Annotated in this window: 8 protein-coding genes; 5 read left to right on the forward strand and 3 right to left on the reverse strand. The window is 34.1% G+C overall.

Features of this window, described 5'->3' with window-relative positions; genetic code table 11:
• Positions 1-49 precede the first annotated feature (49 nt).
• The 3 genes from K6T82_RS02720 to K6T82_RS02730 all read right to left on the reverse strand — a co-directional run bounded on the left by K6T82_RS02720 (position 50) and on the right by K6T82_RS02730 (position 3,435).
• The gene (locus tag K6T82_RS02720; protein ID WP_223704472.1) at positions 50-1,519 is read right to left on the reverse strand and encodes an MFS transporter; all 1,470 of its coding nucleotides are present in this window, start codon (positions 1,517-1,519) and stop codon (positions 50-52) included.
• A 172-nt stretch (positions 1,520-1,691) separates the two neighbouring features.
• On the reverse strand, positions 1,692-2,393 hold the full coding sequence (locus tag K6T82_RS02725) for a LytR/AlgR family response regulator transcription factor (protein WP_223704473.1): 702 nt from the start codon (positions 2,391-2,393) through the stop codon (positions 1,692-1,694).
• Complete coding sequence (locus tag K6T82_RS02730) at positions 2,383-3,435, reverse strand: sensor histidine kinase (protein ID WP_223704474.1); 1,053 nt, start codon at positions 3,433-3,435, stop codon at positions 2,383-2,385. The genes K6T82_RS02725 and K6T82_RS02730 overlap by 11 nt, the downstream gene beginning before the upstream one ends.
• 275 nt (positions 3,436-3,710) lie before the next feature.
• On the opposite strand from K6T82_RS02730, the gene K6T82_RS02735 reads away from it, so the two are divergent.
• The 5 genes from K6T82_RS02735 to chiA all read left to right on the forward strand — a co-directional run bounded on the left by K6T82_RS02735 (position 3,711) and on the right by chiA (position 17,796).
• Positions 3,711-6,758 (forward strand): SusC/RagA family TonB-linked outer membrane protein, encoded by a 3,048-nt coding sequence (locus K6T82_RS02735; protein ID WP_223704475.1) that lies wholly within the window; start codon positions 3,711-3,713, stop codon positions 6,756-6,758.
• Positions 6,759-6,768: 10 nt separating this feature from the next.
• Positions 6,769-8,346: a RagB/SusD family nutrient uptake outer membrane protein gene (locus tag K6T82_RS02740; protein ID WP_223704476.1), complete on the forward strand. Its 1,578-nt coding sequence runs from the start codon at positions 6,769-6,771 to the stop codon at positions 8,344-8,346.
• A gap of 103 nt (positions 8,347-8,449) precedes the next feature.
• Complete coding sequence (nagB, locus tag K6T82_RS02745) at positions 8,450-10,387, forward strand: glucosamine-6-phosphate deaminase (protein WP_223704477.1); 1,938 nt, start codon at positions 8,450-8,452, stop codon at positions 10,385-10,387.
• Between the two features lie 149 nt (positions 10,388-10,536).
• Positions 10,537-12,603: a beta-N-acetylhexosaminidase gene (locus K6T82_RS02750; protein WP_223704478.1), complete on the forward strand. Its 2,067-nt coding sequence runs from the start codon at positions 10,537-10,539 to the stop codon at positions 12,601-12,603.
• Between the two features lie 468 nt (positions 12,604-13,071).
• Entirely contained in the window at positions 13,072-17,796 is a 4,725-nt protein-coding gene (chiA, locus tag K6T82_RS02755; RefSeq protein ID WP_223704479.1) for a T9SS-translocated chitinase ChiA, read from the forward strand.
• Positions 17,797-18,071 lie beyond the last annotated feature (275 nt).

Consider the following 18,071-nt stretch of genomic DNA (forward strand, 5'->3'; position numbering starts at 1 on the left):
CTATTGTAGATTGGAATTTGGAATTTTTTATATTGTTATTTTTTAAATTTTAGTGTCCGCCGCCTTCGCTTTCAACGTGGCTGATTCCTTGTTTTTTAAGGATTTTAGGGCAGTAGAATCCGTAGAATCCTAAGTATGCAAAACCTAAAAGTGGTATGATATAAGAGAAGTGTGTCCATGTAATTCCGAAGATTCCTCCAGGATGAGAAATGTCAAAGTCACAAATACTTCCCTGAACCAATGGAATAACTCCACCACCAAGAATCATCATGATTAAGAAGGAAGATGCTTTTCCTGTGTTCTTTCCTAAACCAGCGATAGCTAAATCGAAGATTGAAGGCCACATGATAGATAAGAATAAACCTCCAGAGATGAAAAAGAATTTAGCAATTTCTGGATCTGGCCAAGCCAATCCTAATACCATCATTGTTAATCCTGAAGCTCCGAAAAGCGTTAAAGTTTTTCCTGCGTTTTTACCACCAACAAAACTTACTGCAATAAATAGTAAGATCCAAATTGGGTAGATGTAGAATGAAGATACATCATGAGCAGCAAATTTATTAGCTCCGATAATTACTCCAAATGCAGCAGCTGGTACGATGAATTTTAAAGCGGTATTTACTAAGTTTGAAGTATTAAATACGTTTACACCACCATTCCAGCGACCAATCATTAAACTTCCCCAATATAGTGCGATAAATGGAGCGATTGCGTCTTCTAATACATTACCAAACTCGTTAGTGTGCAATAAAGCTGGTAAATTACTGATGATTGTTACTTCTGTCCCAACGTAAATAAAGATTCCAAGCATTCCAAGGTACAATTGTGGGTAATCAAGGATGTTGAATTTACTGTGACCGTCTTTAATAATTGCTTCTTCCTCTTTTTCAGGATCTTCGATTTTAGAAAAGTTCATAAAAACCGCTACAACGATAAAAGCAAGACCTAGAATAATAAAAGGTAACTTAATATCTTCTAATGAAAGAGCTGTTTTTTTGTTATCTCCCATTCCGAATAAAGCGATACCTAATAAAATCGCTCCAATTGTTGTTCCGAAAGAGTTGATACCTCCTGCAAGTGTCAAACGGTGTGCCCCAGTGTTCGGACTTCCCATTTTAATTGCTAATGGATTTGCTACAATTTGCTGAATAGAGAAACCTAAACCAACAGTAAACAAAGCAGTTAAGAAGAAAGGAAAACTTTCCATTGTGGCAGCTGGAATAAATAAGAATGATCCAACAGCAGAAAGAAGTAAACCAGCTGAAAGTGTTCTTTTATAGCCGAACTTTTGGAGTACGTCAAGCTTTAAAGAAACTAAAAAGAAGATTATCGATCCTACAAAATACGCGGCGTAAAATGCCCACGCTACTAATTGTGATTGTACTTGCGATAAAGTAAAAACTTTTTTGAATACTGGAATCAGGATGTCATTGGCAGAACCAACAAAACCCCAAAAGAAAAAGACGATTATCAACGAGATAAACTGCCCCCATTTGGTTTGCACATTTTCTGAACTCATAATAATAGGTTAATTTTTTATTTATTGTTTTTTGAAGACCGTAAATATATTTGTTAGGATTATCAAAAAAAAATAAAAAGGTATAAATAATGTTAAATTTATACCAACGACCATATTATTTCAACAAAGTGTTAATTTTTACCTACTTAGAAAATGTAATTCGCAATTATATTTACTCTAATATTTTATTTTTGACCTCTTTACTGTAGTTTCTACCTATCGGAATGTTGTAAGATTGTATTTGAACACGGTTTCCTTCAATAGATTTTACCTTATTAAGCGCAATTACGTAAGATTTATGTATCCTCAAAAACTTATCTGCAGGTAATTCTTCTGATAAAGATGTAAGAGATTTATGTGTAATATAAGTTTTATCTGGCGTGACAACTTTTATATACTCTTTCATGCCTTCTACGAATAAGATTTCTTCAATATTAATCTTCATCATCTTTTTGTCTACTTTGATGAAAATATGCGAATCGCCCTTTGAGGTTTCAACTTTAATATTGTTTTTAAGATTATATTCAGTCGTAATTTTATTGATACATTTTATAAATCTAGGTAGTGGAATGGGCTTGACCAAATAATCTAGTACATCAAGATCATAACTTTCAGCGGCAAATTCCCTAAAAGCGGTCGTAATAATGACTTTGGTTTTATTTTCAATCAGACTAATAAGTTCAAAACCAGTCATCATAGGCATGTTAATGTCTAAAAAAACGGCATCAACTGGTGTACTGTTGATAAAATCAAGCGCCTCCAAAGAATTGTTGAATGTTGCCATTATTTCAAAATCTGTAAAATTAGTAAAATAATTTTCCAGGACTTTGATTGCTAATGGCTCATCATCAATTAACACGCATTTAATCTTCATTCTGAGTAGGTATTTGTAGTCTGATTATGTAGAAATTTAGTTTGGTTTTTTGCTTTAGACTAAAATTGTTTTTGTAAATCAGCTTTAATCTCTTTTTTGTGTTCACTAAACCAATTCCTTTTTTTGAATTATGATTTTGTGAAATTACAAAATTATTTAAGATTTCAAAATCGAGTGTTTTATTATCGATTACCTTAATGTTGATTTTTATTTTTAGATTTTTATTGTTTAAACCCCCATGTTTAAAAGCATTTTCAACAAGAGAGATGAAAATGAGAGGAGGAACAACAACGTCTTCAATGCTTGATTCCAAATTGATGGTTACTTCAACATTTGCGAAACGAAGTTTTTCGATTTCGATATAATTTTGAATGTAATCAATCTCTTTGATTAACGGGACAAATTTGGTTCCTTTTACATCATAAAGAACATACTCCATTAAATTGGAAAGTTTGATAATTACATCAGGTACTTTCTTAGATGATTCTAATGATAGGGCGTATAAATTGTTTAATGTATTAAAGAAAAAGTGTGGCTGAATTTGATTTTCCAGATATTTCAATTTAATCTTAAACTGGTTTTCTCTTAAAGATCGGTTTCTTTCTCTTTCTTTTAGCCAAGTTAAAGTTAGATAAACCGATGAAGCCATTGCTAAAACATACAATTCTCCAATACAAACAGCTACAATGTGATTAATTTCGAAAGGATGATATTCTCTATTGGCTTCCGGCCATATATTTTCTGATATGATATAATAGGTAAGAGCGGTTTTAGCTAAATAAATTGCAAATAAACTCAGAAGCAATAAAAATGTATAAGTAATATATTTTTGTTTCAATACATACTTCGGAACCAAGACGAATAAATTGAGATATACTAAAGGTATAACTAATGAAAACTCAATTAAATTTGACTTAAACGCATAAGGATAATCATTAAAATAAGCTCCCCATCTTAAAAAGTTTAATGTAAAGTAAACTCCCCAAAACCAAATATGGTTTTGCAGTTTAATATCAAATTTAACTTTTCGAATTTCTTTCAATTGATTTTAAGCTATTAACGAATTTTGGTTTTTCTTAACAATGTATAAATATTGTGCAACTTTAAACAATTAACTGCAAAATGACAATTTTTTTGAATAAAATTTCGCAAAAAAAGGATATTGGTGCTTAAATTTTTAAATAGAACGTTTTCGTAAAACGTATTATTGAATGATTTATGTCGTTCGTTTAAATTTTATTGTCGTTGGTTTAATTTATTTTTTTTAACAATGTCTTAAGAATAATTTTACTTCATAACTAACAAAATAAAATAAACATGAAAAAAATTTTCTTAATCTTTATGATTGTTTTTACGGCGCAAGTTACTCTTGCACAGGTAAAAAGTGTCAAAGGTGTGATTACAGATTCTGAAGGTATGCCATTGCCAGGTGCTTCTGTTGCTGTACAAGGAGGTCAAAAGGGAACAACTACCGATTTTGACGGATTGTATACAATTGAAGCTCAAAAAGGACAAACCTTAGTTTTTACTTATGTAGGACTAGAAACTCAGTCAATTGTTGTAGGTGATGCTGCTACAATTAATGTGAAAATGGTTCAGGGAGCTTCAAATGCCTTAAATGAAGTTGTTGTAACTTCATTAGGTGTTAAGAAAACAAGAAAATCTTTGACTTACGCGGCTCAGGAACTTAAAGGTGATGAGTTGGTTCGTGTAAAAGATGCCAACGTAATCAATACAATTGCTGGTAAAATTGCAGGTGTTGCTGTAACAAAAAGTTCAGGAGGTACTGGTGGATCTACAAAAGTGGTTATTCGTGGTAACTCATCTATCATGAACAGTCAGCCGCTGTATGTTATTGACGGTATTCCGTTGTATAACGGAAGTTCTAATCAGCCGAATGATTCATTTGGTAGTACTGCTGGAGGTAATCGTGATGGAGGAGATACAGTTTCTTTAATTAATCCTGATGATTATGAAGGAATGACAGTTCTTAAAGGTGCTGCTGCTTCTGTATTATACGGATCTCAAGGAGCAAATGGTGTTATTTTATTGTCTTCTAAAAAAGTTAAAGAAAACACTGGAAATTTAACTGTTTCTTCTGTTACAACTGTAGAGTCTGTTCATTCATTACCAAAATTCCAAAATGAATATGGAACTGTTGATGCACAAAAATCTTGGGGAGGAAAAGTAGCTTCGAAAGATTTTGTTGAGGATTTCTTTAACACTGGTATTACACAAATTACTTCTGCTGCCTTTACTACAGGTACAGACATTTCTACTACAAGCATATCTTATGCAAATACTACTGCTTCAGGAGTTGTTGAAGGTAACGGATTGAAGAAAAATAACTTTGGAATTCGTCAAACTGCAAAGTTTTTTGATAACAAATTGACTGTCTCTGCAGATGCGAAATATACTAGCCAAACTATTAATAACAGACCTGTAAACGGACTTTATTCAAATCCTTTAACGGGAGTATATTTATTCCAAAGAGCAAATGATTTCAATTTTTACAAAGATAATTACGAAACATTTATTCCATCTAGAAACTTATACGGACAAAATTTTTATACAGAGCCAAATTCTGATATCTATGTTCAAAACCCATATTGGTTAATCAATAGAAATAAATCTGTTGATAAAGATAATTTCTTTAACGGTAACCTTGCTGTAGAATATAAAGCAAACAATTGGTTGAGTATTGGAGCAAGATATAGCTACAACAGAATTGAGAATGATTTTGATAAAAGAATCTATGCTACTACAAATACTTCATTGTCTCACACAAATGGTAGATACATTAACGTTGCTACGTTAAGTACTCAGCGTTACGGAGATTTGATCGCTAAAATCAATACTAATTTTAATGAAGATTTTAGTTTTAATGCTATCGTTGGAGCAAGTATCAATAATACTTTGGCCAATCATGCTACTACTTTAGATTCTGGTATTGTTGGTGGACTTGTTAATGCTAACTTATTTACATTAGGAAATTTTGCAGGTGCAAGTGGAGTTGATAACTTAAGTCTTCAAGCAACTGGTTCTTCTAGAGAAGTTCAATCAATCTTTGGTTCTGCTACTTTTGGATACAAAAACATGTTATACTTAGATGTTACTGGACGTAATGACTGGTCTTCTACTTTAGTAAACACAGGTACTCCATCTTATTTTTACCCATCTGTAGGGGTTACAGCTCTTATCAGTGAAATGACAACTTTGCCAGAGTGGATTAACTTCGGAAAAGTAAGAGGAACTTATGCTCAAGTAGGTAACGATATTAGTGCTTTTGTAACTTCTCCAAAATCAACAGTTCAAGGTGGTTTAATTATTCCTCCTACTGTAGGTCCAAGACCTGGAGATGTGTTAAAACCAGAATTAAAATCAGAATTTGAATTTGGTACTGAGTGGAGAATGTTCAACAACAGATTAGGTTTTGAAATTTCTTACTACAACTCTGAAACTAAAAATCAATATGTTCAGGTTCCTGCTCCAGCAACAAACCCTTATGGTTATACAAACTACGGAATCAATGCTGGTAGTATTGCTAACCAAGGTATCGAGCTTGTTGTAAGTGGTAAAGTTATCGAAGGAGACAAATTTTCATGGGAAACTATGGTAAACTATTCTCACAACAGAAATAAAGTTAAGTCAATTCCAGAAGAATTAGGAGGTACTATTCCTTTGACTCCAGTAAATAACATTAACTACAGATATGCTTTGACTGAAGGAAGACCATTTGGTGTTATCGAAGGAAAAGGTATTGTGAAAAACGATAAAGGAGAAATTGTTTTAGATCAAGATGGAAACTTAGCAGTTGAAGCTGATTTCCGCGAAGTTGGTAATGCAAACCCTGATTTCATGTTGGGTTGGTCAAACACATTCAAATTTGGTTCTTTTACAGCTAACTTCTTAATCGACGGACGTTTTGGTGGAGATGTAATGAGTATTACAGAATCTATGAATGATTGGTACGGAGTTTCAAAAAGATCTGGAGATGCTAGAAATGCTGGTGGTGTTGCCGTAAACGCAGTTATGCCTGATGGTACAAAAGTATCTAAAATAGATGCTCAAAAATACTATGAAACTGTAGGAGGTCTTAACGGTGCTACAGCTGAGTATGTATACGATGCTACAAACGTAAGTTTAAGAGAGGTTTCAATTGGTTATACTTTCAACAAAAAAACTATTCCATTTGTGAATACAGCAACTTTATCATTAATCGCAAGAAATTTATTCTTCTTTTACAAAGATGCACCATTTGATCCAAACATTGCTTTAAGTACAGGTCAAGGTTTACAAGGAGTTGATATTTATGGTTTGCCATCAACAAGAAGTATTGGTCTTAATTTAAATGTAACTTTCTAATTAAAACATCATGAAAACAAATAATATAAAAAAATCACTAATCTGTTTAGGTCTTTTGGCCTTAGTTGGTTGTACAGATAACTTTGATGAGGTTAACAGTAATCCTGATGGTTTTACTTTTGAAGAAACAACACAGGACTTTAATCATATCAAAGGACCTTTCAAAAATATGTTTGAAAATGTAATGGTAAATACTCCAGGTTGGAAGTATCAAGTTGCCATTGATTTATCCGGAAATACTTGGGGAGGTTATACTACAGCACCTGGTTTTGATGGTTCAAACAACCTTTCGTATGCGCTTTCGGATAACTGGAACCTTTGGGGATGGGAAGCAATTTATGCACAAGTTATGTCTAACTTCTTAAAAGTTGAAAGAGAAGCAAAAGGTAAATACGATCAGTTTTATGCTTTGGCAACTATTATCAAAGTGCAAACTTTACATAAAGCAGCAGATTCTTGGGGACCAATTGTATACTCAAAATTAGGAACTACAGATGCTGCGATTGGTTATGATTCTCAAGAAGAAGCATACGGATTAATGTTTAAAGATTTAGATTTTGCCGTTACAGAATTAACTAAAAGAATTGATGCTGGCGAGGCAAGTGCATTTGCAACTACAGACCGTTCTACTTACAAAGGAGACTACACAAGATGGGTAAAATATGCAAACTCTCTACGTTTAAGATTGGCAATGCGTATTGTAAAAATAAATCCAACATTGGCTAAATCAGAAGCAGAAAAAGCAATTAGCCAAAAATTTGGAGTTATGACTGTTGCATCTGATAGTTTTATTGTAAACAAAGATGTAGCACAGCATCCGCTAAGAGTTCCGGCTTATGATTATAATGATAGCCGTATGTCTGCAGATATGGAATCTATCATGGGAGGTTATAATGATCCTAGAATGAATGTTTACTTTAAAACATCTACTCAGTTTCCTGGAGAGTACAAAGGAATTCGTACTGGTGGAATTCTTGGAGACAAATCTAAACACTTGAATTTTTCAAATTTTGGTAAGATCATCGATGAAGACAAACAAGTTGTTTGGATGAACACAGCCGAAGTGTACTTTTTAAGAGCAGAAGGAGCTTTAAGAGGCTGGAGTATGGGCGGTGACGCTGCAACATTCTACAAAGCTGGTATTAACGCATCTTTCGATCAGCTTTCTACAGGTGGAGCTGCTGATTATATTGCTGATAATGCGAAAATGGCAAAAGATTACGTAGATCCAGTTGCTCCATTCAATAGTGGTTTGGCTGTAAACAAAGTAACTGTTGCTTGGGATGAAGCAGCAAGTAATGAAGTGAAATTACAAAAAATTATTACCCAAAAATGGATTGCAAACTTCCCTGACGGTATGGAAGCTTGGGCTGAACACCGTAGAACAGGTTATCCTAAATTATTGCCAATTCTTAATAACCAAAGTGGTGGTGCAATTAGTACAGAATTTGGAGTAAGAAGAATAAACTTTGTTTCTACTGAAAAAGATGGAAACCCAGAAGGTCTTAAAACAGGTATTGCAAAACTTAACGGTCCTGATAACGGAGGAACTAGAACTTGGTGGGATGTAAATGCTCCTAACTTCTAAAAAAAATATTGAGTTTGGTTAGTAGTAATGGTATAGACTGTGAAAACGGTCTATACCATTCTTAAAAAGCCAAAAATGATAATTACTACAAAAAAGAAAAGAAATGAAAAGTGCTTTAGAAATAAAACCTGATATCAGTTATAAAAGCGCAGGAAAATTTGAAGAAACCCGATTTGAAAAAATCCACAATGAAATCTTCAAAAATTCGATTGAAGCTTCTGTAATTGTAGCACAAGAAATTGCGCAGCTAATTAGATCGAAACAAGAGAAAAATAAATCTTGTGTTTTGGGGTTGGCAACAGGTTCTTCTCCTATAAAAGTGTATGAAGAGTTAGTGAGAATGCACAGGGAAGAAGGACTGAGTTTTAGCAATGTTATCACCTTTAATCTGGATGAATATTATCCGATGACTAAAGAGAATAATCAGAGCTATCACTATTTCATGCATGAGCATCTTTTTAATCATATTGACATCAAACCTGAAAATATTAATATTCCGGATGGTACAATAGCTATTGATGAAATTAATCAATATTGTATCGACTATGAAATGAATATTAAAAATGCAGGTGGTCTTGATTTTCAATTGCTTGGAATTGGGCGTACCGGACACGTCGGTTTTAATGAACCGGGCTCGCACATTAACTCAGGAACAAGAATTATTACACTAGATCATATCACAAGAGTCGATGCATCATCAGCTTTTAATGGTATTGATAATGTGCCGAAACGCGCCATAACTATGGGAGTTTCGACAATTATGAGATCAAAGCGTATTGTTCTAATGGCTTGGGGACAAAACAAAGCAGAAATTATAAAAAGAACGATACAGGGTGATATCAGTTCTGAAGTTCCAGCAACATTTTTACAAAATCATCCAAATGCAACTTTTGTTTTAGATCAGTCTGCTGCAACTGAATTAACCCGTTTTAAAACGCCTTGGTTGGTTGGTGAATGTCTTTGGACGCCTGAATTGAAAAGCAAAGCTATCGTTTGGTTGTGTCAAAAAACAAAACAATCTATTTTAAAATTAACAGACCGAGATTATAATAATAACGGAATGTCTGATTTATTGGCGCAAGAAGGTTCTGCGTATGATATGAATATTAATATGTTTAATATTTTGCAGCATACCATTACTGGATGGCCTGGAGGAAAACCTAATACAGATGATTCGCATCGTCCTGAAAGAGCAAATCCAGCAAAAAAGAGAGTAATTCTTTTCAGCCCGCATCCAGATGATGATGTTATTTCTATGGGAGGAACTTTCTCTAAGTTAATTAAACAAGGTCATGATGTTCATGTTGTTTATCAAACCTCTGGAAATATTGCCGTTACAGACGATGAAGCATTGAAGTTTGCTGAAGTTGCGAGTGATTTTATAGGTCCTAATAATTCCGAAATTAATTTTAAAGAAGTTATAGAATTTTTAAACAGCAAATCTGAAAATCAAATTGATTCTTTAGAGGTTAGAAAATTAAAAGGATTAATTAGAAGAAGAGAATCTTACGCTGCGACCCGATATATTGGTTTGAAAGATTCAAATACACACTTTTTAGATCTTCCTTTTTATGAAACTGGACAAGTAAAGAAAAATCCGTTAGGACCAGAAGATATTGCTATTGTAAAAGATATTATTGCTCAAATTAAACCACATCAGGTTTTTGCGGCCGGAGATCTTGCAGATCCGCATGGAACGCATGAAGTTTGTCTGAATGCCATATTTGCTGCTTTAAAAGAATTGAAACCAGAACCTTACATGAAAGATTGTTGGTTATGGCTTTATAGAGGAGCTTGGCATGAATGGGATATTCATGAAATTGATATGGCAGTTCCGTTAAGCCCGTCAGAGGTTTTATTGAAGCGTCATGCTATTTTATATCATCAATCTCAAAAAGACAGAGTGATGTTTCAAGGAAATGATTCTCGAGAATTCTGGGTTAGGGCAGAAGATCGAAACAAGAATACAGCCATTCTATATGATGAATTAGGTTTGGCGGAGTATGAAGCAATTGAAGCCTTTAAACGTTTTGATTATTAAAGTTTTATGATACGTTTTTGAACGAATCAAATGACAAAATTCAGATGATTGCTGGAAAAAGTGAGGTAATGCAGAAGTCATTCTGAATTTTGTCTTTTTTTTATATAAATTTCGGATACTTATTAATTATCCAACCAAAAAAAAGAAAAATGAAATACTTATTTGTACTATTATTTGCAGGTATAACTGCGGGCGCTCAGGTCCAGAAAGAGCAGCTTAATCTTATGCCGTGGCCTCAGAATGTTGTTGTTAACGAAGGTAATTTTACTTTGACCAAAAATTTTAAAGTTAATATTACAGGAAATCCGAATCCAAGAATTTTTGGTGGAGTAACTCGTTTTTTGCGCCGTTTAGATGGTAGGACAGGTATGTTTTTTGAACAAGGTTTTATAACAAAATTAAACGAAGTTCCAAATGCAGAATTACAAATCAATTGTACAAAAAGCGGTAAAATTGGTTTGTACGAAGACGAAAGTTATCATCTGGATATTACTTCAAACAAAATTACTTTAAACGCATCAAGTGATTTAGGAGCTTTACACGGTTTGGAAACTTTGTTGCAGATGCTTCAGAATAATTCGACTTCTTTTTATTTTCCTACATCAAAGATTTCAGATTTCCCAAGATTCACTTGGAGAGGTTTAATGATTGATGCTTCAAGACACTTTCAACCAATTGATGTAATCAAAAGAAATATTGATGCATTGGCTGCTATGAAAATGAATGTTTTTCACTGGCATTTGGTGGACGATCAAGGTTGGAGAATTGAAATGAAAAAACATCCAAAGTTTACAGAATTGGCTTCGGATGGAATGTATTACACACAAGAGGAAATTAAAAATATCGTAAAATATGCTGATGAGCGTGGTATTTTAATTGTTCCCGAAATAGATGTTCCAGGTCACGGATCTGCGATTTTAACGGCTTATCCGGAAATTGGCAGTAAAGTAATTACGTTGACGGGAGGAACATCCGAAAAAAATATTCAAGGTACAGCAATCGCTACCTATGGAATTGAAAGAAATGCTGGAATTTTCACACCAACATTAGATCCTTCAAATCCTAAAACATATCAATTATTAAGTGAAGTTTTTGATGAGGTTTGTCCGTTATTTCCAGGTGCTTATTTCCATATTGGAGGAGATGAAAACGAAGGAAAAGATTGGGATGCAAATCCAAAAATTCAGGAATTCAAAAAGAAACATAATTTAAAGACCAACCACGAATTACAAACCTATTTCACGATGCAATTGGCACCGATGTTGAAAAAACATGGAAAACAGTTAATGGGTTGGGAAGAAATTCTAACAAAAGATTTGTCTAAAGAAGCTATCGTTCACTCTTGGCGAGGACCAAACGAAGGAATGGCAGCAGGACAATCTTTGGTGGATGCTGTAAAAAAAGGATATAAAACAGTTTTATCAAATGGTTATTATATTGATTTGATGTATCCAATTGCTAGCCATTATTTAAATGATCCAATGCCAAAAGGGGCTACTTTGACTGCAGAAGAAAAGGCGAGAATTTTAGGTGGAGAAGCAACTATGTGGACAGAATTGGTAACTCCAACAACAATAGATTCAAGACTTTGGCCAAGAACAGCTGCAATTGCAGAAAGACTTTGGTCTGCTGAAGATGTTGTTGATGTTGAAAATATGAGAAAGCGTTTGGAAACCGTTTCTTTTAGATTAGAAGAATTAGGTTTAACTCATATTCGAAATAAAGATGTGATTTTACGAAACATTGCAAACAATCAAGACATTAAAGCATTAGAAGAGTTTTCAAAAGTGAGTGAGCCGTTAAAAGGATATACTCGTAATAAAGGAGGAACAGAGTACCAAATGTATTCTCCTTTTACACTTTTTGCCGATGCCTGCGGTCCAGATGCAAAAGATGCTCTAGCGTTTAATGTTGCAGTCAATCAATATTTAGCAAATAAATCGGCTGATAATAAAGCAAAAGTTGCAGGATTTTTTAATAAATGGATTGCTGTGCACAAAGATTTAACCGCTTTGAGTACAAATGCGCCTTTGGTACAGCCAATTTTGCCTTTGTCTAAAAAATTGAATGATGCATCTCAGGAATTATTGTTGGTTTTGGATAACAAATCGACTTTGAAATCTGACAATTTGAAAAAGTTAGTGGAAGACTGTAATACAAAAGATCATGCAGATGTCGAATTGTCTGTTTATGAGAGTTTGAAAAAATTACTTTAAGTCTTAATTGAATTAGTATTTGTTTAGGTTACTAATGTTTTTTTAAGTGATAATCATCTCTTCCATAGTTATTTGGTAGAGATGATTATAAAAAGAATTTCAGGAATCTATTTACAGTTTGTATATAAATTAAATAAAAAAATAACCAATAACGGAGTATTAACCTTTAAACAACCAAATAGAAAGATTACAAAACATGACAAAAAAGAGTATAGATTGATGAGTAGTCCCAAATTTATCATTTGTATTTGAAATTAATTTTTTTGAAAAATTATAAATAAATATCAATCACTACTATTGGCTAATGATTATGTATGAATCAGTAATAGTAATATTTATCTATAGAATTTAATTTGAGTTTATTTCCACTCGACAGCGGGCTTCCAATCTGCAGTTGAGCGAAACCCAGCAATATTTATGCTGCTGTGGCCCAATTACTTATTTTCTATTAACTAATATTTATTAATTATGAAACATTATTACAGATTGCTCTTTTTGTTATTGTTTCCCTTACTTGCGTTGGCACAACCTGCCCACGGTAAAAAAGTAGTAGGGTATTATGCGCAATGGTCTATTTATGCCCGGGATTTCAATGTTCCGAAAATAGATGGAAGTAAAATTACGCACTTGAATTATTCTTTTTATGGGACAACTTATGATCCCGCACATCCAGAGAATACAAAATTAAAATGTTTGGACACTTATGCTGATTTTGAGCATATGGAAGGAGGTATTCCGTGGGATGCTCCGGTAAAAGGAAACTTTTATGATTTAATGAAGCTAAAAGAAAAGTATCCGCATTTAAAAATTCTAATTTCTGTTGGAGGCTGGACAAAAGGACAGGATCTTTCTCCAATTGCTGCAAGTCCTGTGGCAAGAGCAGCTTTAGCAGCAGATATGGCAAACTTTATTACTACATATCCTTTTATAGATGGTTTTGATATCGATTGGGAATACCCTCTTTCGGGTGGAACTGACGGTACAGAAATAGTAAATGGTGCGCCTGTTCCTCCACAAAAATACAGTCCTGATGACAACAAAAATTTGGTTTATTTATTAAAAGCCATGCGTCAGGCAATGCCAAATAAATTGGTTACGATTGCTGCTGGAAACAATGTTAGAAACGTTTCTAAACAGTATTTAGGGCCAAACAACAGATCACAATATGGTATGAGCGAAGATATTTCGACGTATTGTGATTATATTACCTATTTCGGATATGATTTCGGAGGGAATTGGTATGACAAAACTTGTTACAATGCACCATTATACGCAAGTGGAAATCCAAACGATCCGTTATATGGAGCGACACAATCAGAATCATTAGACGAATTAACCAATCAGTATTTGAATGTTGTTGGTTTTCCTGCGAATAAATTAATCATGGGATTGCCTTTTTACGGAAAAAAATTCGATAACGTTGCCACAAATTCAACAAACGGATTATTTGTTTCAGCGCCAAGATATGTAGTTCCAGGATGTACAAATCCGCAAAATCCAACTGGAACTTGGGATGGTTCTGGAGCTTGTGAAAAATCAGGAAGTATCGAAATATGCGATTTAGTCGGAAATCCAGTTACAAATTCGCATGCTTATTTAGATCCAAATACCATGATGGTAACGCCGTCTGCAGCTTCGGCAGGATGGGTTCGTTATTTTGACAATACAACAAAAGTTCCTTACTTATATAATGCTACAACAAAAGAGTTTATCTCTTATGAAGATAAACAATCAATGGATTTAAAAGTACAATACATTAAATCTAAAAACTTAGCTGGAGGTATGATTTGGGAATTATCTCAAGATACTAGAGGTTCAATTCCGAATTCATTATTAAATCAGGTCGATACTTCTTTTGGAAGCGTAGTTCCAGGAACAGTAAGCATTGCAGGTTCTGTAAAAAACGGATCAGTTTTGGTTACAGATGTTACGGTAGAATTACGTAATGCAAGCAATGCAGTAATTCAAACTGTAGTTTCTCAAACAGGAAACTTTACATTCAATAGTTTAACTTCTGGGCAAAACTATTCTGTGACAGCTCTAAAAGCGAGTTATACATTTGTTCCAGTTTCGTTGACAAACGTTACAACAAATCAAACTGGAGTTATAATAAATGGTACCCAACCAACTTATACCGTAAGCGGAACAGTTCTGAACGGATCAACGCCAGTTTCTGGTGTGACGGTTTCAGCAGTTTCAGGAAGTACGACTTTAACAGCAACTTCAAATGCAAGCGGAGTTTACAGCGTTGCAGGTTTAACAGCGGGATTAAACTTTACAGTTACAGCTTCAAAATCTGGATTTTCGTATACACCAGCTTCAACAGTTTACAATGCAATTGATGCTAACAAAACATTGAATTTTACTCAAGGTACGGCAGTTGTAAATTATACGGTAAGCGGAACAGTTCTTAACGGAAGTACTCCAGTTTCTGGGGTAACAATTACAGCGTCTTCTACAAGTGGAAATATAACGGCAATTACCAATTCTAACGGAACATATTCTCTTTCGTTGGTTTCTGGTGGAAATTATAATGTAACAGCAGCCTTGACAGGACAAACTTTTACTCCGGCTTCAACTGTTTATTCTAATTTGAATGCCAATAAAACATTAAACCTTACTCAAGATGTTGTAACAACAACAAGTAAAATTAGCGGAACGGTTAAAAACGGAGCAACTCCAGTTGTAGGAGCAAAAGTCGAATTGGTTTTACCTTGGACGGATAACACACATAACTGGAAAAGTGTTATCGCAACCACAGACGCACAGGGGAAATACAGTTTTGATAATTCTGTTACAGACGGTTATACGCAAATTACAAGTTTAAAATTGAATACATGGTCAAACGGAGAAGTGAATTATTACCCAAATAATTTGGCAAATTTCCCTGTTCCTTCAAGTCCGACAGTTTATAATTTTAATACCAATTCAACTGCGAAATCCGCATTAGCTGCAGCGACAAACTTAATCAGCGGAACGGTTAAAAATGGTTCTGCACCTGTGGCAAATGCAAAAGTAGAAATTGTTTTGCCTTGGACAGACAATACACACAACTGGAAAAGTGTTTTGGCAACAACAGATGCATCAGGAAATTACACTTTCGATAACTCAGTTGTGGCAGGTTATACACAGATTTTGAGTTTGAAATTAAACTCATGGCAAAATGGGGAAGTAGCTTATTACCCAAATAATCTAGCAAACTTTGCTGTACCAACAACATCAACACTTTATAATTTCAATACCAACCAATCTACACCCCCGCAGATAAGTATTACGAGTCCGTCAACAGCAACTGTTGCTATTGCTCCAGGAACTGCAATTCAGCTTAAAGCGACGGCGAGTGTAGATGCTAGTTTGACAATTTCATCAGTTGTATTCAATATCAATTCACAAAATATTACGGCAACACTTTCTGGATCAGAATATGTAGCGAGTTGGACACCCGTTGCAGCAGATTTCAATAAAAATTATACGTTGAAAGCAACGGCAACAGCTTCAAGTGGAGCAACGGCAGTAAGCACAAAAGATTTTTCTCTGCAATGCTCAGGAACAACATGTCCGAATGCATTGCCTGTAATTACTTGGAATTCACCGTCAAATACTACGGTATATCAAAATACTTTCCAAGTTGTGCCAATTTCAGTTACAGCTGTTGATAGCGACGGTTCTGTTTCTGGTGTCACAATTACAATAAATGGAGGTACATTTAATATGACGGCAGGTACAAATAATACTTATTCGTATAATTTTACGCCATCTGCTTATCAGGATTATCCAATTGTAATTAAGGCAACCGATAATAAATCAGGTGTAACTACATTAAATAATACCATTAAAATTGCTACAGTAGGGACTAACAGATTTATTCCGCTTCCATCTAAAATTATTTTAGGATACGCACATTCTTGGGAAAATACTTCAGCACCATTTTTATACTTTTCTCAAATGGTCGGAAGCAAGTTTAATGTAGTAGATTATTCTTTCGTAGAAACCGTTAATCGTGATGGTTATACGCCAATATTGACTACAAATGATGCTAGATATTTGACCAATGGAGTTTTCGATAAGCAATTATTGAAAAACGATATAAAATCTTTAAGAGATAGTGGAGTTCCTGTTATTGTTTCTATCGGAGGTCAAAATGGTCATGTTGTTTTAGACAATGTAACACAGAAAAATATTTTTGTTAATGGTCTAAAGGCAATTATTGACGAGTATCAATTTGATGGAGTTGATATTGATTTTGAAGGAGGATCGATGAATTTTAGTGCAGGAAATCTAAGAGATATCTCTTATGCTGGTATTTCTGCTTATCCAAGATTGAAAAACGTAGTCGATGCTTTCAAAGAATTAAAAGCGTATTACGGACCAGGATTCTTATTGACTGCAGCTCCAGAAACACAATATGTACAAGGAGGATATACAACTTATACAGATACTTTTGGTTCGTTCCTACCAATTATTCAAAACTTGCGTAACGAGTTAGACTTGCTGGCGGTACAATTGTATAACACAGGTGGTGAAAACGGATTAGACGGCCAATATTACGGTACGGCTAAGAAATCAAATATGGTAACAGCCTTAACTGATATGGTGATTAAAGGGTATAACATTGCTTCAACAGGAATGCATTTTGACGGTTTACCAGCTTCAAAAGTTCTTATTGCATTACCGGCTTGTCCAAGTGCAGCGGGAAGCGGTTATCTAACACCGACAGAGGGAATTAATGCTATGAATTATTTAAGAACTGGAACCACTTTTTCTGGAAGAACATATACGATGCAACCAGGTGGTCCATATCCTTCTTTAAGAGGTTTAATGACTTGGTCTGTAAACTGGGATGCTTCTTCTTGCGGAAATTCATCTGAATTATCTAAAGCTTATGCAGCCTATTTTGCATCACAAGCCGCAGCAAAAACATTGGCGACCGATAAGATTTCAGCTGAAAATAACACAACGCTGGCGTATTTTAAAGATAATGCTTTGACTGTGTCTAATGACAATGAAGATATCGCTCAGGTAGATGTATTCAACACAATCGGACAAACAATTATGAGTCACAGAAATCTTCAAAGTAACAAAGAGATCGTGCTTCATAATCACAGTTTTGCAAGCAAACAGATATTTGTTGTAATCGTAACAGATAAATCTGGAAACAGAAAATCATTAAAAGTGATGAACTTTTTAAATTAAAGTAATAATGAAAAATTAGAAATAAAAAGATGGGAGGATTAAAATTGAGTTTGGTTATTTATGTTTTAGTCTATTTTTATTTCGATTAAATGTGGTTATCAGGGCAATTTTGTTATTTGGTTTTTGCCTTGAGAACTGCATCAAGAACCTGGCAATTTTGATTGCTGGGTTCTTTATAAAAAATTAAATGTTGCAATCTTTTTTAAAATGAAAGTTTGAATTTAGGAAAGACATTAAAAGGAATTTTACTGTTCTTAAAAGAACAAAAAATATAT

Origin of the sequence: Flavobacterium potami, assembly GCF_020026915.1 — a bacterium.
In the GTDB taxonomy this organism is placed as follows: domain Bacteria; phylum Bacteroidota; class Bacteroidia; order Flavobacteriales; family Flavobacteriaceae; genus Flavobacterium; species Flavobacterium potami.